At 62.4% G+C, this 21,238-nt stretch carries 22 protein-coding genes and 1 tRNA gene; 14 read left to right on the plus strand and 9 right to left on the minus strand.

Translation table 11 applies throughout. The features are described 5' to 3' along the window. Positions 1-191: 191 nt before the first annotated feature. Both QM996_RS13335 and QM996_RS13340 read right to left on the minus strand, forming a co-directional pair. The gene (locus tag QM996_RS13335) at positions 192-545 is read right to left on the minus strand and encodes a hypothetical protein (RefSeq protein ID WP_500267893.1); all 354 of its coding nucleotides are present in this window, start codon (positions 543-545) and stop codon (positions 192-194) included. Between the two features lie 420 nt (positions 546-965). Continuing rightward, positions 966-1,050: transfer RNA gene (locus tag QM996_RS13340), tRNA-Leu, on the minus strand. Between the two features lie 216 nt (positions 1,051-1,266). Here QM996_RS13340 and QM996_RS13345 point away from each other — a divergent pair. Next, entirely contained in the window at positions 1,267-1,779 is a 513-nt protein-coding gene (locus QM996_RS13345) for a disulfide bond formation protein B (RefSeq protein ID WP_500267894.1), read from the plus strand. Between the two features lie 121 nt (positions 1,780-1,900). Here QM996_RS13345 and QM996_RS13350 read toward each other — a convergent pair whose 3' ends face one another. Both QM996_RS13350 and QM996_RS13355 read right to left on the minus strand, forming a co-directional pair. Continuing rightward, positions 1,901-2,458: an HNH endonuclease gene (locus QM996_RS13350; protein WP_500267895.1), complete on the minus strand. Its 558-nt coding sequence runs from the start codon at positions 2,456-2,458 to the stop codon at positions 1,901-1,903. 107 nt (positions 2,459-2,565) lie between these two features. Further along, positions 2,566-3,213, minus strand: coding sequence for a DNA-3-methyladenine glycosylase family protein (locus QM996_RS13355; RefSeq protein ID WP_500267896.1), 648 nt, complete (start codon positions 3,211-3,213; stop codon positions 2,566-2,568). A 54-nt stretch (positions 3,214-3,267) separates the two neighbouring features. Between QM996_RS13355 and gluQRS the strand changes: the two genes are divergently transcribed. Next, positions 3,268-4,149, plus strand: a complete 882-nt coding sequence (gluQRS, locus tag QM996_RS13360) for a glutamyl-Q tRNA(Asp) synthetase (RefSeq protein ID WP_500267897.1) — start codon at positions 3,268-3,270, stop codon at positions 4,147-4,149. Here the strand turns inward: gluQRS and QM996_RS13365 are convergent. Continuing rightward, positions 4,138-5,046 (minus strand): YihY/virulence factor BrkB family protein, encoded by a 909-nt coding sequence (locus QM996_RS13365; protein WP_429820708.1) that lies wholly within the window; start codon positions 5,044-5,046, stop codon positions 4,138-4,140. The genes gluQRS and QM996_RS13365 overlap by 12 nt on opposite strands. Before the next feature lie 182 nt (positions 5,047-5,228). On the opposite strand from QM996_RS13365, the gene QM996_RS13370 reads away from it, so the two are divergent. From QM996_RS13370 to QM996_RS13405, 8 genes are all read left to right on the plus strand, one after another. Further along, positions 5,229-6,062, plus strand: a complete 834-nt coding sequence (locus QM996_RS13370) for a Rossmann-fold NAD(P)-binding domain-containing protein (protein WP_500267898.1) — start codon at positions 5,229-5,231, stop codon at positions 6,060-6,062. 24 nt (positions 6,063-6,086) lie between these two features. Then, a complete protein-coding gene (locus QM996_RS13375) occupies positions 6,087-6,290 on the plus strand; it encodes a twin transmembrane helix small protein (RefSeq protein ID WP_429820712.1) in 204 nt (67 codons plus the stop codon). A 128-nt stretch (positions 6,291-6,418) separates the two neighbouring features. Beyond that, positions 6,419-6,997 (plus strand): ATP:cob(I)alamin adenosyltransferase, encoded by a 579-nt coding sequence (locus QM996_RS13380; RefSeq protein WP_500267899.1) that lies wholly within the window; start codon positions 6,419-6,421, stop codon positions 6,995-6,997. 62 nt (positions 6,998-7,059) lie between these two features. Further along, positions 7,060-7,851, plus strand: a complete 792-nt coding sequence (locus QM996_RS13385) for a rhomboid family intramembrane serine protease (protein WP_500267900.1) — start codon at positions 7,060-7,062, stop codon at positions 7,849-7,851. A gap of 291 nt (positions 7,852-8,142) precedes the next feature. Continuing rightward, the gene (locus QM996_RS13390; protein ID WP_500267901.1) at positions 8,143-8,892 is read left to right on the plus strand and encodes an electron transfer flavoprotein subunit beta/FixA family protein; all 750 of its coding nucleotides are present in this window, start codon (positions 8,143-8,145) and stop codon (positions 8,890-8,892) included. Positions 8,893-8,915: 23 nt separating this feature from the next. Beyond that, entirely contained in the window at positions 8,916-9,845 is a 930-nt protein-coding gene (locus tag QM996_RS13395) for an electron transfer flavoprotein subunit alpha/FixB family protein (RefSeq protein ID WP_500267902.1), read from the plus strand. Positions 9,846-9,994: 149 nt separating this feature from the next. Further along, positions 9,995-10,867 (plus strand): 3-hydroxybutyryl-CoA dehydrogenase, encoded by an 873-nt coding sequence (locus QM996_RS13400; RefSeq protein ID WP_500267903.1) that lies wholly within the window; start codon positions 9,995-9,997, stop codon positions 10,865-10,867. Between the two features lie 159 nt (positions 10,868-11,026). Continuing rightward, a complete protein-coding gene (locus QM996_RS13405) occupies positions 11,027-12,382 on the plus strand; it encodes an alkaline phosphatase family protein (RefSeq protein WP_500267904.1) in 1,356 nt (451 codons plus the stop codon). A 3-nt stretch (positions 12,383-12,385) separates the two neighbouring features. On the opposite strand, the gene tlpA is transcribed toward QM996_RS13405, so the two are convergent. After that, positions 12,386-13,045 carry a TlpA family protein disulfide reductase gene (tlpA, locus tag QM996_RS13410; RefSeq protein ID WP_500267905.1) on the minus strand — a complete coding sequence of 220 codons (660 nt, stop codon included), beginning with the start codon at positions 13,043-13,045 and terminating at the stop codon, positions 12,386-12,388. A gap of 26 nt (positions 13,046-13,071) precedes the next feature. Between tlpA and argH the strand changes: the two genes are divergently transcribed. The 4 genes from argH to QM996_RS13430 all read left to right on the plus strand — a co-directional run bounded on the left by argH (position 13,072) and on the right by QM996_RS13430 (position 18,978). Next, positions 13,072-14,475: an argininosuccinate lyase gene (argH, locus tag QM996_RS13415; RefSeq protein WP_500267906.1), complete on the plus strand. Its 1,404-nt coding sequence runs from the start codon at positions 13,072-13,074 to the stop codon at positions 14,473-14,475. A gap of 109 nt (positions 14,476-14,584) precedes the next feature. Then, positions 14,585-14,779, plus strand: coding sequence for an LPS translocon maturation chaperone LptM (gene lptM, locus QM996_RS13420; RefSeq protein ID WP_500267907.1), 195 nt, complete (start codon positions 14,585-14,587; stop codon positions 14,777-14,779). A 73-nt stretch (positions 14,780-14,852) separates the two neighbouring features. Next, positions 14,853-16,121 (plus strand): diaminopimelate decarboxylase family protein, encoded by a 1,269-nt coding sequence (lysA, locus tag QM996_RS13425; protein WP_500267908.1) that lies wholly within the window; start codon positions 14,853-14,855, stop codon positions 16,119-16,121. Between the two features lie 202 nt (positions 16,122-16,323). Next, positions 16,324-18,978 (plus strand): TIGR02302 family protein, encoded by a 2,655-nt coding sequence (locus QM996_RS13430; protein ID WP_500267909.1) that lies wholly within the window; start codon positions 16,324-16,326, stop codon positions 18,976-18,978. A gap of 199 nt (positions 18,979-19,177) precedes the next feature. Here the strand turns inward: QM996_RS13430 and QM996_RS13435 are convergent, their stop codons facing one another. The 3 genes from QM996_RS13435 to QM996_RS13445 all read right to left on the minus strand — a co-directional run bounded on the left by QM996_RS13435 (position 19,178) and on the right by QM996_RS13445 (position 21,033). Next, entirely contained in the window at positions 19,178-19,537 is a 360-nt protein-coding gene (locus QM996_RS13435; RefSeq protein ID WP_173520548.1) for a response regulator, read from the minus strand. Between the two features lie 224 nt (positions 19,538-19,761). Beyond that, on the minus strand, positions 19,762-20,307 hold the full coding sequence (hpt, locus tag QM996_RS13440) for a hypoxanthine phosphoribosyltransferase (protein ID WP_429819963.1): 546 nt from the start codon (positions 20,305-20,307) through the stop codon (positions 19,762-19,764). Positions 20,308-20,370: 63 nt separating this feature from the next. Next, positions 20,371-21,033, minus strand: a complete 663-nt coding sequence (locus QM996_RS13445; protein ID WP_500267910.1) for a hypothetical protein — start codon at positions 21,031-21,033, stop codon at positions 20,371-20,373. Between the last annotated feature and the right edge of the window lie 205 nt (positions 21,034-21,238).

Below are 21,238 nucleotides of genomic sequence, written 5' to 3' on the forward strand. Positions count from 1 at the left end.
GACGCTGCCATGACAGATTTGTGCTGCAGCGCACCTAACACCTTCGCTTGCCCCTCTTCAATAACCAGAGCGGCGTCCAAGCGGGGTGGACTGAGAATGATACCGAAAATTGCCGCCCGGTGCCGTCGACCGCGCATGTACCGGCACCAAAGGATAGTAACGAGAACGTCGCCGGGCCTTTTTTGTTCCGCTTAGAATCCGTCCGGTGGGGCAAAGAAGCAATTCACGTAGTCTTCGGTCGGGTGAAGGCAAATGTGAAAATCACTGTCGCCGGATGGAAGCTCGTTTCCGTAGGGAACGAAAAACCAGTGCTCTCTCGTTGCAAGGTGGTGATCGCCGGCATGGAGGTGAACCGAAAACCCTTTTGGCCCCTTCCTGATTTCGGCGCGGGGTATTGGTTCGCAATCCCCACGTACCTCATTCCCTTTGCAGCACGCGGGCGGGTATTTCCAGTGTGCGCGCGCCTGGTGGGCATCGGCATTGCTGACGAGACCAGACGAAACCGCCGCGATCAGAACGAACATCGCCGACATTCTGGAGGTCATCGGGTCACTCCTAAAAAGGACGGGACACCGTAAAATTTGCGCTTTCCAAGACAGTACCCGAAGGCCGGCAGCAATCACATTAGCCCTTTCGGGCGGCACATTGCACTCCGTCGGCGGCCTTCGCATATTGGTCTGATCACCAAGGCCCCGCCTGGCGCTTAGCTGATGCCGATCGCGGCGCGACAGAGCATCAGGTCAAGTCGATCACCGGACACGCGACCGCGAAAGAGGTGACCCGCTACACGAAGGCGGCAAATCAAAAACGTCTCGCCAGGAGCGCTGTCGGGCTGATGAATAAGGATGTTGAGGAAGAATAGGGTCGATCAAAACCGGAACAAAAGTGTCCAGCTTTTCAGGATGGTGGAAGTTTTCTGGATATCTAGAGGCAAAAAATCAACAAAAACAATGCTGTTTTAGTATTGGTGCCCCATGCCGGGGTCGAACCAGCACTCCTTTCGGAACTCGATTTTGAGTCGAGCGCGTCTACCAATTCCGCCAATGGGGCTCAGGGAAGTGCGATATCAGCGGCTCGGATTTACACGAAGGATTTCGCGATGGTCAACCATCATTTTCAAGATGCCACGCGGACAATCACGAAAGCGTGCGGACTTGTCGCGGCCACCGCGATTTACAGCGCGAGCGATCCTGCCTAAGAAGACGCCATCCAGTCTGCACCGCGGCAAGTGCCGGTTTCCATAGGCCTGCCGCCCGCGAGGTATAGATGATCGACGCCGCCACCCAATCCCGCCAGCACCTGCTGATCGCCATTGTCGTGACCCTCGGCATGGCGGCAACCGTCGGCGGGGCGCTTGGCTTCGAGCATATTGGCGGCTACATCCCCTGCGCGCTCTGCCTGCTGCAGCGCGACCCCTATTACTGGGGCATTCCGGTCGGCATCCTCGCCATCATCACCAGCGCGCTGAAGCTGCCCGTATGGCTGACGCGCACGCTGCTTGCCATCATCGGCATCCTGATGCTCGTCGGCGCCGGCATGGGCGTCTATCACGCGGGCGCGGAATGGCACTTCTGGGAAGGGCCGTCCACCTGTGCCACGACGGCGCAGGGTGTGTCGTCCAATGTCGGCGACCTGCTCGGCGACCTTGACTCGAAGCATGGCCCGTCCTGCACGGAAGCCGCATTGCGGGTGCTCGGCCTTTCCTTCGCCGGATGGAACGTGATCGCCAGCCTGATCCTTGCAGCGATCGCGCTTCGCGGCGCTGCGAAGGCGCGCTGATCCCGGATCGCTCCAGGAAAACGGACAGCATCGCGTGACAACCCGACGAGGGGTTGGCGAACGCACGCACCTGCCCTGATCCCCCTCCGGGGCTTGATCCGGCAAGAAGGCACGAACAGCGTCAGGGCTGCAGTTCGACGTCCCAGTAGAGATAGTCCATCCAGCTTTCATGCAGATGGTTCGGCGGAAAGAGCCGGCCGTTGTTGTGCAGGTCCTGTACCGTCGGCTGGTAGGGCCTCTGGTGCGGGAACATGCCGGCCTGCTTCGGCAGCTTGCTGCCCTTGCGCAGATTGCAGGGAGAGCAGGCTGCGACGACGTTGTCCCATGTCGTCTGGCCGCCGTGAGCGCGGGGTACCACGTGATCGAAGGTAAGATCGTCGGGCGAACCGCAATACTGGCATTCGAATTTATCGCGCAGGAACACGTTGAACCGGGTGAAGGCCGGGTGGCGCGAGGGCTGCACGTAGCTCTTGAGGCAAACAACGCTCGGCAGTCGCATCGAGAAACTCGGAGACGACACCGAATGTTCGTACTCGGCAAGGATGTGTACGCGGTCAAGGAAGACTGCCTTGATCGCGTCCTGCCAGGACCAAAGCGACAAGGGGTAGTAACTCAGCGGCCGATAGTCAGCGTTCAAGACGAGCGCTGGTAAGGCCTGTGGTGAGACTGCAATCGTCAAGCGTATTCTCCTGATCGATTCGGCATCTGCACCTTCTATATTAGGCCCGTTGCAACAGGATTGTGAAGCCGGAAAGAAAAATGCGCTCGCTGGATTCGCTTTTTCCTTCAAGGTGTCACAGGAACAGCATCGCGGCGCATTTCCTGTGCGTAATAGGCCCAGAAGAGCCGCGCGGCGACGCTGCGCCAAGGCGACCAGGAGGCGGCGAGCGAATCAATTTCGCGTGCGGTCGGGCGCAATTCGAGGCCCAGTCCGTGGCCGATCGCGTTCTGCAGCGCTATGTCGCCGGAGGGGAAGACGTCCGGGTGGCCGGCGCAAAACAAGAGATAGACCTCCGCCGTCCATCGTCCCACGCCCTTGATCGCCGTCAGGTCCCGGATCGCCTCGGTCGCCTCGGCGTCGCAGATCGCATCGAGATCGATTTCGCCTGCAACCACCACCTCGGCGACGCGACGCAGCGCATCCGCCTTGGCGCGTGAAAGACCGATTGCGCGGCAGTCCTCATCGCTGAGCGAAATCACCCCGGATGCCGTGACCTCGCCGAGCCTCTCCTCCATCCGCCGCCAGATCGCCGCGGCACTCGCCTTCGAGACCATCTGCGACACGATGATGCTGGCAAGGCCGCGATAACCGGGATCGGTTCGCCGAAGCGGCACCGGCCCGGCCTTGGCGACCACGTGCTCCAGGCGCGCATCCAGCATCACCAGACCGGAAAGCCCGGCCTCGATATCCTCATGTGTCCGGATGATCCGCATGATGCCTCCACAAAGCGGATGATTTTTATACCCCTTCCATGGCAAAGGGAAAGGATGCCAGACACGCCACCCGTTTTCCGCTTTGCCCCCAGCCCGAACGGCCTGCTACACCTCGGCCACGCGCTCTCCGCGGTGCTGAACCACGACATGGCGAAGGCCACGAACGGCCGCTTCCTGCTGCGCATCGAGGATATCGACCAGACCCGTTGCCGCCCGGAATTCGAGGCCGCAATCTTGAGAGATCTCGCTTGGCTCGGCCTGGACTGGGAGCGTCCCGTGCGCCGCCAGTCGGACCACCTCGATGCCTATGCGTCAGCTCTCGAACGGCTGAACGAGCTCGGCGTGGTCTACCCTTCGATCATGACCCGCGGCGAGATCAAGGCGGCCGTCGCCGAGGCCGAGGTCGACGGCCGGAGCTGGCCGCGCGATCCGGACGGCAGCCCGCTCTATCCCGGTCGCGAACGCACCTGTTCGGCGCGCGAGCGAGCAGACTTGCTCGCAAGCGGCAGAGCCTATGCCTGGCGGCTCGACATGCAGAGGGCGATCAGTCTCCTCGGAGGCACCCCTCTCACCTGGGACGAGAGCGGTGCCGGCCCAATGGGCGAAGCTGGCGTCATCCTGGCCAACCCTACCGCCTGGGGCGACGTCATCCTGTCGCGCTCCGATGCACCGTCGAGCTATCATCTGTCCGTCGTCGTCGATGATGCGCTGCAGGGCATCACCCATGTCGTGCGTGGCCGCGATCTCTATCATGCGACTTCCGTGCACCGGCTGCTGCAGCGGCTTCTGGAGCTACCGCAGCCGCTTTACCACCACCACCGGCTGATCCTCGGACCGGATGGCCGCAAGCTGTCCAAGAGCAACCAGGATACCGGCATAGCGGCGTTCCGCGCCGCCGGTCGCACTCCGGAAGAGGTCCGGGCGTTAATCGTCTAGATCCTGTTCTTCGCGAACGGCCTCGTTTCCATTGCGGAACTGAAAGCTCCGCCGCACCATGCGCTTGACCCGGTATTTCAGGATCGCGGCATTGATCTCGGCGCCGATGATAAAGATCGCCGCGATCATGTAGAGGAACACGAGCACGATCATGATCGACGCCAGGCCCGCATAGGTCGAGACATAGGTGGCGAAGGTCGCGAGATAGGAAGCGAAGGCGTAGGCACCGATCGTCCAGCAGACGAGCGTCAGCACGATGCCGGGCAGCACGTCGACCACCTTGCGATGGCCATCGGGCAGCCAGAGATGCGACACCAGAAGTCCACCGGTCAAAACGACCAGGGCGAGCGGCAGGCTCCAGTTGTCGACGGTTGCCAGCACGCCGCCGAACCACGGCCACCATTCTCCGGCGTAACGTACCGCCAGCGGCACCGCGACCAAGAGGATGCTGAGCGCCGCCAGGATCAGCACGCCGGCAAGCACGAAGCCAAGGCTCGCAAGCCGGGTCACGTACCAGTAGCGGCTCTCGCTGACGCGATAGGCGCGGTTCAGCGAGACGCGCAGCGCCTCCACGCCGTTGGAGGCGAAATAGGCCGCGGCGAGAACGGAAACGGTCAAGAGCCCACCGCGCGGGATCGTCAACACCCGCACGATCTCGTCGGCGACAGGTTTGGCGATCGATTCCGGCCAGGCGTCGAATATCAGGTGTACAGCCGTTTCGGCGAACTGATCGGCGCCGAGAAAGCTACCAAGCGCAGTGCCGAAGATCAGAAAGGGAAAGACGGCAAGCAGCGACGACAGAGCCACATGGCTTGCCATCGCCCAACCGTCATCGAGGCTGAAATGCCAGAGCGCATCGAATACGACTTTCCAGGTGATGCGTATGAATGCTGGCATTCCACTCCAATCCTAAAGGGCCCCGAGACCGCACGCTCCCGCGCCGTTGTCCCGGTACCGTTTCCTTGGCTTGACACAATCGCAACGGCGACAACGCTGGCGGGTTCCGGCTTGCGCAATTCAATTGTATCCCGCCGATGAATATGGGAAACGGAGGCAGGATTTCTACAGGAATCGATCGGATGACTGATCGCCCCACAATCATTGTCACCGGATGTTCATCCGGGATCGGCGCCTATTGCGCGCGCGCGCTCCACGCCGATGGCTGGCGGGTCTTTGCGACCGTGCGTCGGGAAGAAGACCGCCAGTCCCTTGAGGCCGAAGGCATCGAAACCTTCCTGATGGACTATACCAAGCCGGAAACCATTGCCGCCCTGGCCGACACGGTGCTCGCGCTTTCCAGCGGACGGATCGACGCGCTGTTCAACAATGGCGCCTATGGCCAGGCGGGTGCGGTCGAGGACCTGCCGACCGAAGCGCTTCGGCTTCAACTCGAGACCAACGTCATCGGCTGGCACGACCTGACGCGGCGGGTGATCCCGGCCATGCGAGCGCGTGGGCGCGGCCGCATCGTGCAGTGTTCCTCGATCCTCGGCATCGTGCCCTATCGCTGGCGTGGCGCCTACAACGCCTCCAAGTTTGCGATCGAGGGGCTGTCGCTCACCCTCAAGATGGAACTTGCCGGCAGCGGCATCGAGGTGAGCCTCATCGAGCCCGGGCCGATCGCCTCTAAATTCACGACCAATGCGATCGGCTATATCGAGCGCTTCATCGATCTCAAGAATTCGGTGCACCGCGCCGAATACGAACGACAGATGCGGCGCCTCAGGGGCGAAGGCAAACCCGCCCCGGGCAAGCTCGGCCCCGATGCGGTTTATGCGGTTTTGAAGCACGCGCTGACAGCAAAGAAACCCAAACCGCACTATATTGTAACAAGGCCCGCCAGGCAGGGCGCGCTTCTGAAAAAACTCCTGCCGGCTGCATTGTTTTATCGCATCATCGGCCGACTTGGCTGAAGTAGAATTGCAAGGAAGAGTTCGATGTCCAGCTTCTTTACCGGCCTGACCCTGTTCATCATGGGCTTGGTCGTGATCGTCCTGATCCGTGGTCTCGTGAACATGGCGAAGGGCGGCAGCGGCAACACCTCCAACAAGCTGATGCAGGCACGCGTGCTGTTGCAGGCGATCGCCATCGTCCTGATCATGGTGACGCTGTGGCTCACCGGCGGCGGCCGTCCGACCTAGATGACGCAATTCCAGGCGGAAAGCCGTTCCACACCTTTCCTGGAATTGCCCGACCTGGATGACGCAATTCCGGACGGAAAGCCGTTCCACACCTTTCCTGGAATTGCCCTAGAGGACCGTGACGATAGATGGTGAAGCTCAACAAGATCTATACCCGGACGGGTGACAACGGCACCACCGGGCTCGTTGCAGGTCCGCGCCGCCTCAAGAGCGACCTCCGGGTCGATGCCTATGGCGCGGTGGACGAAACCAACGCCTTCGTCGGCCTGGCGCGACAGCACACGGCCGATATCTCCGCACTCGACGACGCGCTGATGCGGATCCAGAACGACCTCTTCGATCTCGGCGCCGATCTGGCGACCCCGGATACGGGCGAGCCGCCGCAATATGAGCCGCTTCGCATCGTCGCAGCGCAGGTGACCTGGCTCGAGACCGAAATCGACCGGCTGAATGCCGACCTTCAGCCACTGCGCTCCTTCGTGCTACCGGCCGGCAGCCCCGCTTCCGCCGCGCTGCATGTCGCCCGCACCGTGGCGCGGCGGGCAGAGCGGCAGATGGTGGCGCTCGCCAATGTCGAAGGCGAGATCGTCAGTGCCGAAGCGATCGCCTATATCAACCGGCTCTCCGATTTCCTGTTCGTCGCGGCGCGCTCGGCAAATGACAAAGGTCAAGCCGACGTCCTTTGGATTCCCGGAAAAAACAGATAACGTCCGCTTCCACAAAGTTCCCCGCGGGGAACTTTGGCATGATCCGCGCTTCGGGAGATCGCATGTTCATACCGCTTCACGATACGAACACCCTGAAGCACATCAAGGTCCAGTACGTCACCATCAGCCTGATCGCCATCAACATCGCCGTCTGGCTGATCACCGGGCCGATCGCCTCGGAAGAGATCGCCAACGCCGCCATCCTCGGCTTCGGCTATATTCCGGCGCTCATCTTCGACTATGCCCAACTCGACCCTTCGCTGGTCATCGTTCCCGACGGCTTCACCTTCGTCACCTATTCCTTCCTGCATGGCGACTTCATGCACCTGGCGATGAACATGCTGTTTCTCTGGGTGTTCGGCGACAATGTCGAGGACGCGCTCGGGCATTTCCGCTATCTCGCCTTCTATCTTCTCTGCGCCGCCGCAGGGGCGCTCGCCCACGGGCTTTTCGATCCGGCGTCCGAAGCACCGCTGATCGGCGCATCCGGCGCGATCTCCGGCGTCGTTGCCGCCTATTTCCTTCTGCATCCGAAGGTGCGGGTCTGGGTTCTGGTGTTCTTCCGCATCCCACTGCCCCTGCCAGCCGCCATTCCGCTGGCCTTCTGGATCGGCCAGCAGTTCTTCATGCTGGTCGTCGATCCCGGCAGCGGCGTTTCCTGGAGCGCCCATGTCGGCGGCATTGTCGCCGGCCTCGTCCTGGTGGTCATTTTGCGACGCCGCGATGTGCCGCTTTTCGACCGCACCCTCGTCACGCCGCGCGCCGTCCGGCACAAGGCGGAACCCATTACGGCGGGACAACAGCCGCCTGCGGATGCGACAAAACCGCCGATGCCCTGGGGGCGCCAGACCTGAGCGCGCCCTCGCCGCTCCCACTCATTCGGCCCGGATCGGGCGCCATTTCAAGGACTTGCCTGACACTGGCCATGCCTTGACGACCTGCAGGCGACCGGCCTCGGAAGCCGCTTGCCATCCGCCTATCTTACGTGTACGTAAACGTCATTCCAATTCTCGGGGTTATATCGATTTAGCGCCATGCACAGCGATTGTAATTGGAGAAAAAACGCGTATCGATGTCGCCAACCGACAATCAGGCGGCTCCGTTAAGGCGCATTTTCCTGCGAAAGCTCTTGGAGGGAAGAATCCATGAAAATACTTGTGACGGTGAAGCGGGTGGTTGACTACAACGTCAAGATCCGCGTGAAGGCAGACGGTTCGGGCGTCGAGCTTGCGAATGTGAAGATGTCGATGAACCCGTTCGACGAAATCTCGGTCGAAGAGGCGCTGCGACTGAAGGAAGCCGGCAAGGCGAGTGAAGTTGTCGTCGTTTCCGTTGGTCCGGCCAAGGCCGAAGAGACGCTGCGCACCGCGCTCGCCATGGGTGCGGACCGCGCCATCCTCGTCGAGACCGAGGACCAGGTCGAGCCGCTCGCCGTCGCCAAGCTCGTCAAGGGTGTGGCCGAGGCCGAACAGCCGGGCCTGATCATCGTCGGCAAGCAGGCGATCGACGACGACTCGAACCAGACCGGCCAGATGCTGTCGGCCCTCTTGGGCTGGGCCCAGGGCACCTTCGCCTCCAAGGTCGAGATCGGCGACGGCAAGGCGACCGTCACCCGCGAGGTCGACGGTGGCCTGCAGACGATCGACATCAAGCTGCCGGCGGTGGTCACCACCGACCTGCGCCTGAACGAGCCGCGCTACGCCTCGCTGCCGAACATCATGAAGGCGAAGAAGAAGCCGCTCGACAAGAAGTCGCCTGCCGACTTCGGCGTCGACACCGCCGCCCGCCTCAAGGTGCTGAAGACCGAGGAGCCGTCGGGCCGCAAGGCCGGCATCAAGGTCAAGTCGGTCGCCGAGCTCGTCGAGAAGCTCAAGACCGAAGCCGGCGTCCTCTAAGTTCAGCAAAGGGAGATATCATCATGGCCATTCTTCTTCTGGCTGACCACGACAGCAACCACCTTTCCGACCAGACCGCCAAGGCGCTGACTGCTGCCTCGAAGATCGGCGGCGATGTGCATGTGCTGGTCGCCGGTGCCGGCGCCAAGACGGCGGCCGAACAGGCCGCCAAGCTTGCCGGCGTTGCGAAGGTGCTCGTCGCCGCCGACGCTTCGCTCGCCAACAACCTCGCCGAGCCGCTGGCGGCGCTGATCGTCTCGCTCGCCGGCAGCTACGACACGATCGTTGCCGCCGCGACCTCGGTCGGCAAGAACGTCATGCCGCGCGTCGCCGCCCTGCTCGACGTTTCTCAGGTCTCGGAAATCATCGAGGTCGTCTCTGCCGACACCTTCAAGCGGCCGATCTATGCCGGCAACGCCATCCAGACGGTGCAGACGACGGAAGCCAAGCGCGTCATCACCGTGCGCACCGCCGCCTTCGCCTCCGCTGCCGAAGGCGGTTCGGCTGCGATCGAAAGCGTTGCGGCGGCCGCCAACCCGGGCGTCTCCGCCTTCGTCGCCGACGCGCTGTCGTCGTCCGACCGTCCGGAGCTGACCTCGGCGAAGATCATCATCTCCGGCGGTCGCGCCCTCGGTTCCTCCGAGAAGTTCCAGGAAGTCATCCTGCCGGTCGCCGACAAGCTCGGTGCCGCCGTCGGTGCCTCCCGCGCCGCCGTCGATGCCGGTTACGCCCCGAACGACTGGCAGGTCGGCCAGACCGGCAAGGTGGTCGCGCCCGATCTCTACATCGCCTGCGGCATCTCCGGTGCGATCCAGCATCTCGCCGGCATGAAGGACTCCAAGGTTATCGTCGCGATCAACAAGGACGAGGAGGCGCCGATCTTCCAGGTCGCCGACTACGGCCTGGTTGCCGATCTCTTCGACGCCCTGCCGGAATTGCAGAAGGCCCTGTAACCCACGGCAAGACCCGCCCGCCGCCGCCCATGAAAAGGGCTGGCAAAAGCGTGGACTTGGCATTAACAATCTACCGGGCCGGCCAAACCGGCCCGGTTTGCGTGTCTGAGGCGGCCTGGCCGCCCACTTGAAGATGGATGTTCGCCGCAATGATCAAGACGGTCGGAGTTATTGGTGCCGGGCAAATGGGCTGCGGCATTGCGCATGTTTCGGCAATCGCCGGATACAAGGTGCAGATCTACGATCTTGCCGCTGAACGGATCGAAGCGGGCCTTGCCACCATCAACGGCAACCTCGCCCGCCAGGTATCCTCCGGCAAGATGACCGACGAGGCGCGCAAGGCGGCGCTTGCGCTGATCAAGGGTTCCTCCGACATCAACGACCTGTCGCAGGCCGACCTCGTGATCGAAGCCGTCACCGAAGACGAAACGATCAAGCGCAAGATCTACGGCCAGGTTTGTCCGATCCTCAAGCCTGAAGCGATTCTGGCGACCAACACCTCTTCTCTGTCGATTACCCGCCTGGCCTCGGCCACCGATCGCCCCGAGCATTTCATGGGCATCCACTTCATGAACCCGGTTCCGGTCATGAAGCTCGTCGAACTCGTGCGCGGCATCGCCACTGACGAGCAGACCTTCAAGACCGCCAAGGAATTCGTCGCGACGCTCGACAAGACCGTGACGGTCGCCGAAGATTTCCCGGCTTTCATCGTCAACCGCATCCTGCTGCCGATGATCAACGAGGCGATCTATACGCTTTACGAAGGCGTCGGCAGCGTCGAGGCCATCGACACCGCCATGAAACTTGGCGCCAACCATCCGATGGGCCCGCTGCAGCTTGCCGACTTCATCGGCCTCGATACCTGCCTGTCGATCATGCAGGTACTCTATGACGGCCTGGCGGATTCGAAGTATCGCCCCTGCCCGCTCCTGGTGAAATATGTCGAAGCCGGCTGGCTCGGCCGCAAGTCTGGCCGCGGCTTCTACGACTATCGCGGCGACGTCCCGATTCCGACCCGGTAAGTCTTGTACCAAGGAGGCATTTCAATAGGGGATGCCTGCTCAGCTCGGGGCGAACTCGACTCTGAATACATCTTCAGAAGAAAATGCCCGCAGCGATGGTAGTATAATCTAAAGAAGGTGCCGTTATCCTCTCCCAACCAAGCGGGAGAGAGAAAGAGAATGGGTTCGCAAGCCATATCCGCGATAGCAGCGCGGTCGGTGCCCTCATTGTTGAATGCGAGGGCGTGGCGATTTGCATTGATCCTCGGTGTGGCGCCCAATCTGGCAATGCTTCTGGTCTTGCCGTTCTACGTGGCCGCGCGACCGCTTTCACCACTCCTCTACGTATTCGCAGGCCCACTTGCACTGCGCGCCCGACCTGCGCTGGCCTACCTTCTATTCCCACTCATTGCCGTCGCCGATTTGAGCCTCGTGGCCATGGCGGCGTTCCATCTGCCGTTCGATACTGCGATCCAGTCCATGCGCTACATGGCGTCTCTGGATCTCACCTCATCGGTCTTCTACCTGGTGGTGCTCGGCTTCTTTGTCGCCAATGGCGTTGCAATCGCCTGCCTCGTGAACCGCAATCGTCAGGCCTTGCAAGGCGCAATGATGCTGCCAGCGGTTCTGGTCGCAATCGGCCTGGCGTCGTTTGAGCGCCATATCAATCGCCCTTTCCTCAAGCAGCCTGCTCAATCATTCGAGAGCGCCCTCTCGATCAATAACTTCAACGCCGCAGCCATAGCGGACGGTGGTCGCAACGTGCTGTTCGTCATGGTGGAGGGGCTTGGTGCATTGTCCAACCCCGCGCATGCTGCAATTCTCTCAAACCGCCTTCAGGCGGCCCTCGATACCGGGCGCTACAGGCTTTCGAGCGGTCTCAGCAATTTCGAGGGTTCGACAACCGGGGCTGAATCTCGCGAACTCTGCGGGCAATGGGGTGATCACACGGATTATCTTGACCAGACCGCCTATGACTGCCTCCCGGCCGCACTGGCTGATCGCGGCTACCGCACCATCTCCTATCACGGCTTTTCTCAAAAGATGTTCGAACGGGAGACGTGGTATCCACGAATTGGTTTTCAGGAATTGCACTTCCTCGAGAGTCTGACGAGCACCGATGATAGGTTTCGCCGGCGCTGCGGCAGCGTGTTTGCGGGCCTGTGCGACAAGGATGTCGCGGACGCCATCCGCGACCGGCTGACGGAACAACCGGCCGAGCGGAAATTCTTGTACTGGCTGACGCTGAACTCCCACATACCTTACGTGCGCAAGCAGGAAGGCGAGCTAAAGTGCGGCAGCGATGCAGCCGCGATAGCACACACGCAAGTCTGCGAGTTGACCGAGTTGTGGGCCGACGTCTTTGACAGCGTCGCAACGATCGCCAAGGACCCGGGCTTGCCGCCGACCGACATCTTCATCGTCGGCGACCACACCACGCCACTATGGAATCGTGCAGCGGCAGCGCATTTCACACCCCACAAGGTTCAGTGGTACCTGCTGCGCGACAATCGGGGTGTATCGGACAGAGATTGACCCCTACTCTCCAATGACGGCCGCGATCAGCGCCTTTGCGTCGTCGCTGTCCCAGGCGGCCGGGCCATTCATCGAGCCGAGGAGGCAGCCCTTGTCGTCGAGCAGCAGCGTTGCCGGCAGGCCGAAGGCGAGGCCTTCCTTCTTCATGTTGTTGAACACGCCCATCGACGCGTCGCGATAATAGCCAAGCTCGTGCACGGCGATCTCGTCGAGAAACGCCTTCGGCTTCTCGTCGTCGCCGACGTCGATATTGATCGCCACCACTTCGAACTTGTCGCTGCCGAGCGACTTCTGCAGCGCATTGAGCGCCGGCATCTCCTCGCGGCAGGGCACGCACCAGGTGGCCCAGAGATTGACGAGCAGGGTCTTGCCGGCGAAGGCCGAGACGGTCGTCGGTTTGCCGTCGGGACCGTTGAAGTCGAGTGCGATCGGCCGCGGTGACGACGCTGGCGCCATGGCGGCCACCTGCCCCTTCATCAATGGCGTCAGCGATGCGACCTTGGCTGATGTCAGCGGGCAGTTGGCACTGGCCGTTTCGGTCTCCTCACCATTGCCAGACCCGGTCTCCTTCACGTATACCGCTGCCGCACCGATGATCACGCCGAACAGGGCGGCGAGCGCGAACAGTTTCACGGCCGGGGGGGATTTCCTCTGGTCGGGCATTTCATTCTCCAAGGCGGGCATTCTTCATGACTGACGGCAATTCCGAGACGAAATCCTCCAACCAGATGTGGGGCGGTCGCTTTGCCTCGGGTCCGGACGCGATCATGGAGGAGATAAATGCCTCGATCGGCTTCGACAAGAAGCTCTATGCCCAGGACATCCGCGGCTCAATAGCGCATGCGACCATGCTGGCGCATCAAGGCATCATTTCGGCTGAAGACAAAGACAAGATCGTTCACGGTCTCGACACGATCCTGTCAGAAATCGAAAGCGGCCAGTTCGAGTTCTCGCGCCGCCTCGAAGACATCCATATGAACATCGAAGCGCGGCTGGCGGCGCTGATCGGCCCGTCGGCCGGCCGCCTGCACACCGCCCGTTCGCGCAACGACCAGGTGGCGCTCGACTTCCGCCTCTGGGTCAAGGAAGAGCTGCAGAAGACCGAGAAGGCGCTGACGGCGCTGATCGCCGCGTTCCTCGACCGCGCCGAGGAACATGCCGACACCGTCATGCCGGGCTTCACCCATCTGCAGACGGCGCAGCCCGTCACCTTCGGTCACCATTGCATGGCCTATGTGGAAATGTTCGGCCGCGACCGCTCGCGCGTGCGCCACGCTATCGAGCATATGGACGAGAGCCCGATTGGCGCGGCGGCACTGGCCGGCACCGGTTTCCCGATCGATCGGCACATGACCGCCAAGGCGCTCGGCTTCGCCGGCCCGACGCGCAACTCGATCGACACCGTCTCCGACCGCGATTTCGCGCTCGAATTCCTGTCGATGGCATCGATTGCCGCCACCCACCTGTCGCGTCTCGCCGAAGAGATCGTCATCTGGTCGACGCCGCAATTCGGCTTCATCCGCCTGTCGGATGCGTTTTCGACCGGCTCCTCGATCATGCCGCAGAAGAAGAACCCCGACGCCGCGGAACTGGTGCGCGCCAAGACCGGCCGCATCAACGGTTCGCTGATCGCGCTGCTGACGGTCATGAAGGGCCTGCCGCTCGCCTATTCCAAGGACATGCAGGAAGACAAGGAACAGGTCTTCGACGCCGCCGAAAGCCTCGAACTGGCGATTGCCGCCATGACCGGCATGATGCGCGACATGACTGTTCGCGCCGACCGCATGAAAGCGGCCGCCGGCTCCGGTTATTCGACCGCGACCGATCTTGCCGACTGGCTGGTGCACGAGGCGGGACTGCCCTTCCGTGATGCCCACCACGTCACCGGCCGTGCCGTCGCGCTCGCCGAACAGAAGGCCTGCGATCTGGCGGATCTTTCGCTTGCCGACCTTCAGTCGATCCATGCCGACATCACCGAGAAGGTCTTCGACGTTCTGACGGTCGAGGCCTCGGTTGCCAGCCGCACTTCTTTCGGCGGCACGGCCCCCAAGGAGGTTCGCAAGCAGATCGCCTGGTGGCGCGCCCGCAACTAAGGGACGGACGAAGCTGCGGGCGGTTTCCGCCCGCAAATTCAGGGTGCACAAGCGCCGGAAAAATCGATAAGACATCGCACCAGCATCAGTCCCGCGAAGGAAAATCACGATGACATTCACGAAGGCGGCCCGGCTTGCGCTCCTGCTGGCGATCCCCGGGCTGGTTCTTGTCGGTTGCGGACGCAAGGGTGATCTTGACCGCCCCGGTTCGACGGCGCCGATCAATACCAAGACGCCCGCCGGAACCGTCGAGCAGAAGGAAAAGCCGGACGATCGCCCTTTCCTGCTCGATCCCCTCCTCTAGTTGAAATTACGCAATTCCGGAGAGAAGATCGCATCACACTTTCCCGGAATTGCTGAAAGCCGAGCTGCAGCCCGTGAACCACTTCCAGTACCGCGACGGAATCCTCTACGCCGAAGACGTGCCGGTCACCGACATCGCGCGCGCCGTCGGCACACCCTTCTATTGCTATTCGACCGCCACGCTCGAGCGCCATTACACGGTCTTTTCAAAGGCCTTCGCCGATGTGGACGCGATGGTCTGCTATGCCATGAAGGCCAACTCGAACCAGGCAGTGCTGAAGACGCTCGGTCGCCTCGGCGCCGGCGTCGACGTCGTCTCCGGTGGCGAATTGCGCCGCGCGCTTGCCGCCGGCATTCCCGCAAGCCGGATCATGTTCTCCGGCGTCGGCAAGACGCCGCAGGAAATGGACCTGGCGCTGGACGCCGGCATCTATTGCTTCAACGTCGAATCCGAACCGGAACTCGAGGTGCTGAACCAGCGTGCCGTGCGCGCCGGCAAGCGCGCCCACGTTTCCTTCCGCATCAATCCGGACGTCGACGCCAAGACCCACGCCAAGATTTCCACGGGCAAGAAGGAAAACAAGTTCGGCATTTCCTGGGAGCGCGCCCGCGCCGTCTATGCCCATGCCGCCACCCTGCCCGGCATTGAGGTGACCGGCATCGACATGCATATCGGCAGCCAGATCACCGAGTTGCAGCCCTTCGACGACGCCTTCAAGCTGCTGCGTGAATTGGTCGATACGCTGCGCTCCGACGGCCATTCGATCGACCATGTCGACATCGGCGGCGGCCTTGGCATTCCCTACAAGGACGACAACAACCCGCCGCCGCTGCCGGACGCTTATGCCGAAATCGTCAAGAGCCAGCTGCAATCGCTTGGCTGCAAGATCGTCACCGAACCGGGCCGGCTGATCGTCGGCAATGCCGGCATCCTCGTGACCGAAGTGATCTACGTGAAGGATGGCGGCGACAAGACCTTCGTCATCGTCGACGGCGCGATGAACGACCTCATCCGCCCGACGCTTTACGAGGCCTATCACGAGATCCGCCCTGTTCGCATTTCGGCCGCCAATGCCCCACGCATCCGCGCCGACGTCGTCGGGCCGGTCTGCGAAACCGGCGATTATCTGGCGCTCGATCGCGAGATGGCCATGCCGAAGCCCGGCGACCTCTTCGCGATCAGCTCGGCGGGCGCCTACGGCGCCGTCCAGGCCAGCACCTACAATTCCCGTCTGTTGATCCCTGAAGTTCTGGTCAAGGACGACCGCTTCCACGTGGTTCGCCCACGCCAGGATTACGATGCCCTGATCGGCCTCGACTCGGTTCCGGACTGGCTCGCCTGAGGCACCCGCACCAACGACGACAATCTGTGGTCGCCACCCGGGCGATCACGATTCTGTTTGCGCCCTCGCCTTCGCCACAAACGATGGTATCCTGAAGGCCAGCGCGCTAAGCGAAGCTGCGTGCCGTTTCCAGCCGCATCTCGCTTTACTATATTGGGTCAGCCACGAGCGTTGATGGGCGACCGAAAGGAAACTTGGGCGGATGACGCAATTCCGGCAGGATGAAACGCCACAACCGAAGCCGTTTTCGAGAACCCTGGCACTGAAGAGATGGCTGGCGCGCTCGGTGCTGGTCGCCGAACAGCTTCTGCCGCGCATCCTCCTACCCGGTTCCATCGTCCTTCTGTTTCTCGCCTTCGCCTGGCTCGGCTTCTTCCGCGTGGCGCCGTTCTGGCTGCATGCCGTGACGCTCTTTGTCTTCGCCATCGGCTTCCTCGCATCCCTGGTGCCGCTGGCGCGGATCCGCTTGCCCGGAAATGTCGATGCCGACCGCATGCTGGAAGAGCGCAACGCCCTGCCCCATCAGGCAATCCGCGTCCAGGACGACCGGCCGGCAACCGACAATCCCCTCGGCGAAGCGCTTTGGCGCGAGCACCAGGCCCGCATGGCACGAATGATCGGCGCGCTCGATACGGGGCTTCCGCGTCCTGATATTGCCCGGCACGACCCTTTTGCCCTGCGTGCCGTGCCGGTTCTTCTCGCCTGTCTCGCCTTTGCCTACTCCTATTCCAACCGCGCCGGCCTGCTCAGCGACGCGCTGCGCCTGCCGCAGGCTTCGGTCGAAACGGCTGACATCCGCATTGATGCCTGGGTGACGCCGCCGGCCTATACCGGCCGCGCCCCGATCTTCCTCACCGGCAAGCCGGAGACGGCATCTGCGGCGGCGGACGGCGGAGCCATCACCATCCCGCAATTCAGCGATCTGACCGTCCGGGTCACCGGGGCAGGACCGGACCAGGTCGTCCGCTTTGCCGAGAGTGGCGCGGCCAAGGCAATCGCCATTCCCGCAGCCGGCGAGAAAGCCGAGGAAACGAAGCCCAAGCCGAAGGTGGGCGAAGCCGGACCGAAGGTCGCGGAAGTCGCTGCGCCGGCGCCTGCCCGCAACCCGAATGCCGTGCGCAACCATGTCTATAAGGTCGTCAAGGACGGCGAGCTTGTCGTCGGGGATCGGCGCTGGGCTTTCAAGATCATCCCGGACGGCGTGCCGCAGATCTCCTTCGACGGCATTCCCCGTCCCACCGTCAATGCGGCGCTGGAAATCACCTTCGCGGCGACAGATGACTACGGCATCGCCCAGGCCTGGGCCGAGATCAAGCCGATCGACGAAGCCGCGGAGGGGGCCCGTCCGCTCTATCCGCTGCCCGAATACCGGCTCGACCTGCCGCGCCGCAACGCGCGCGAGGCCAAGGGCACGACCAGCCGAAACCTCAGCGAACATCCGCTTGCGGGCAAGCGCGTGCGGGTCACGCTCGTCGCCCGCGACGCCGCGGGCCAGGAGGGCCGCAGCCCGCCGCAGGACATGATCCTGCCCGCCCGCCAGTTCACCCAGCCGCTCGCCGGCGCCGTGGCGGAACAGCGCCAGGTCTTCGCGCTCGATGCCAACGATCTGCCGCGCGCCATCGACCTCAACGACGCCGTGGCCTCCCTTGCCGAGGACTGGATCCCCAACCTCACGCATTTCCTGCTGTTGAAGTCGGCGCGGACACGCATGGCGCTTGCCTACAACGACGACATGCTGCGTGACGCCGCCGGATACCTCTGGGAGATTGCGCTCGGTATCGAAGACGGCGACCTCTCGCTCGCCGAACGGCGCCTGCGTGACGCGCAGCAGGCGCTCTCGGACGCCTTGGAGCGCAACGCCTCCGACCAGGAAATCGCCAAGCTGATGCAGGAGTTGCGCCAGGCCATGCAGGAATACATGCAGGCCCTCGCCCAGCAGGCGGCGAAAGACCCGCGCATGGCCGGAAAAATGAACCCGAACAACATCCTGCGCCAACAGGATCTCGAAAAGATGATGAACCAGATCGAGAACCTGGCGCGCTCCGGCGCACGTGATCAGGCACGCCAGATGCTCTCGGAGCTGCAGCGCATGATGAACAACCTGCAGGCCGGCCGCGGCCAGCAGCAGATGGGCGAGCAGAACGACGCCATGCGCCAGCAGATGGACAAGCTCGGCAAACTGATGCAGCAGCAGCAGCAGCTTATGGATGAGACGTTCAAGCTCGACCAGGCGCAGCGCGACCGCATGCAACGCGGCGACCCCTTGCAGGGCGAGGACAATGAACTCTTCGGCCAGGAGATGCCGCAGGACCCGGGACAGCGCAGCGATCCGAACGGCCAGCCCAACCCGCTCGACGACATGACGGCCGAACAGTTGAAGGATGCGCTGAAGCAGTTGAAGCAGCAGCAGGATGAGCTCGGCAAGCAGCTCGGCGAACTCAACAAGAGCCTTGAAAGCATGGGCATCAAACCGGGCAAGGGCTTCGGCGAAGCCCAGCGGGAGATGGACGGCGCTTCCGGCGCGCTCGGCAAGGGCCAGGGCGAACAGGCGGTTGGCAACCAGGGTCGCGCGCTGCAGGCACTACGCCAGGGCGCCCAGGACATGATGAACCAGATGCAGAGCCAGGGTCAGGGCCCCGGCATGGGCGTTCCGCAATTCGGCCAGAACGGACGCGATCCGCTCGGCCGGCCCCAGAACAACCGGGGTCCGGAATTTGGCGACCACGTGAAGGTGCCCGAGGAATTCGACACGCAACGCGCCCGTCAGATCCTCGAAGAAATCCGCCGCCGGCTCGGGGATAACCTGTCGCCGGAAGTGGAACGCCAATATCTTGAGCGCCTGCTCGATATGCAGTGAGGCCTGTGAGCCGGTTTGGCACCAATTAATTGATCTAAGGCATGTCGCGATCTATCAGTGTCGCTGCCTGCCCCCCTTCAGTCATTGTCGCGCAAAACGGCTGCGCACTTCTGCGCGACATGCACTGGTACGCTATGAAGCGGAACGCGGCGTTGGGCCCCGCAAGCGGGACAGCACTCAATCGCCGGATTGGGCTTCGTTAGGCAGCCAGCGCAAGCGCAACGGCCTTGCGGATATCGGGAAGGGAAAAGGGCTTGGAGATGACGTCAACGATCTTGTCGGCGAGATCGTCGGCCCGCTCGCGTTGCTCGGCATAGCCGGTCATCAGCAGGATCTTCATTGCCGGAAAGGCGGCCGACGCCTGATGCGTCAGTTCGATGCCGTCCATGACGGGCATGCGGATATCGGAAAGCAGAAGATCGAAAGCCTCGGTCTGGAGGCAGGCAAGGCCGTCGGCACCGTCGCCCGCCTCGACCGTCTCATGGCCGTCGAGCTTCAATGCCCGCGCGACGAAGGAACGCAACGCATCCTCGTCCTCGGTAATCAGGATCTTCGCCATCATGGCCTCCGCGTTTCCGAGGCGCGGCTCTCACGCCGACGCCCGCACCTGATCCAAAAGGTTACAGCGGGCGTCAGTCATCGACGGGACATGACGGCGCTGCAGCACCGCGAATCCGATAGGGAATCACCACGCGGCGCATCCCCAACCAATCAGTTTTTCGTTTGTGTTCGGTAAACGCTGAGCGACCGGATTTCAGGATCGGCGTGCTGTTTTGACACACCCTACTCGGCATCACCGGTGACGACGCCGACAAAAGGCAGCTCGCGGAAGGCATAGGCGACATCCATGCCATAGCCGACAACGAAGTGATCGGGGCACTCGAAACCGACATAATCGGCTTCGAGCTCGACCTTGCGCTTGACCCGCTTGTCGAGCAGCACGGCGATCGTCACGTTGCGCGCGCCGCGCTCGTACATCAGCTCCTTGGCGAAACGCAGCGTCCGGCCGGATTCGAGAATGTCGTCGATCAAGAGCACGTCGCGCCCATGCACGTCGCTGTCGATATCCTTGGTAATCTTGACGCCCTGCGAAACCGTGCCGGTGCCGTAGCTCGACAGGGTAATGAACTCGACTTCCGGCGCAAGACCGGCCGAATGCATGGCGCGGATCAGATCGGCGGCGAAGATGAACGATCCCTTGAGCACCGCGATCACCAGCAGATCCTTGTGCGGACCGTTGACGATCATCCCGGCCAGCTCGCTGTTGCGCGCTGCAATCGTTTCGGCCGTGTAGAGAGGTTCGATATTCTTACCGCGAACAACGGGCATCAAGGCTTCTCCAGCGTTTCATCCGGAAGACCTGGGCCTTCCCATCCGCGCCGCTTAGCACAATCAGCGGGCTGAAACACCGTTTTCAGCGAAGGAAACGGTCACATCGGGCATTTTTCCACCTGCATAGGGCAGCCGCGTCATGAAATGACGGCTCTCGCCCGCTGCGATCGCCGCCCCTTCGGGCATCACTCGCGTCGTCGTCACCTGGCGGCCGTTGGCTGCCACCCCCACCACGACGAGCGGCAAGCGCTGTTCGGCATCCGAACGGTTGTCGATGGAGCCGTAGACGGAAAGCACGCGCATGCCGCCGGAATAATCCAGTGAACTCGTCACCCCTGAAATCGTGAGCGGCTGGACATCGGCCTGCCCGTCACCCGCGAAACCGACGATCACCAGAAAGGATGCAAACGCGAAACCGGCGACCAAGCCGGCGAAGCGGCGCGTTGGCATATCGCGAAGCCGCGCTTCGGCAAGGCTCAGCAGTCGGCTGGTAAGCGACGTTTCGTCGGCCACGACCGTCAAGGCCGGCCGTTTCTGATTTCCGACCCTGGCCTTGTCATTGAACACCGGATATGGCGCTCGGCGCGAAGAGGCAGCAATCACCTCGAACTCGGCATCGACATAGTCGACGCGTCGCGGCATTGCGGCTCCCTCACGTCCGCCCCGTTCGGGCGGCAGGAAGTCCGCCGGGGTGCCAGCGGTTTTGGTCCGGAACGCATGCATGACCAGTTCCTCCTGTCCCACAGGGAGACGGCACGGCCCACTCGACCTACCGCCTCGACCGCGAAACCATCGGGCAATGCCGACCCTTTGCCTGCAAGAATCTAGGCATTGCATCAAATCTTTCCGACACGTAAACCGGAATGGTTAATGTTTCGGAAAGACGTCGCGAAAGCGGCGCCTTTTCATGAAAAATTAACCGCTGCTT

This window comes from Sinorhizobium chiapasense, from assembly GCF_045277575.1.
Lineage (GTDB): Bacteria > Pseudomonadota > Alphaproteobacteria > Rhizobiales > Rhizobiaceae > Ensifer > Ensifer chiapasense_A.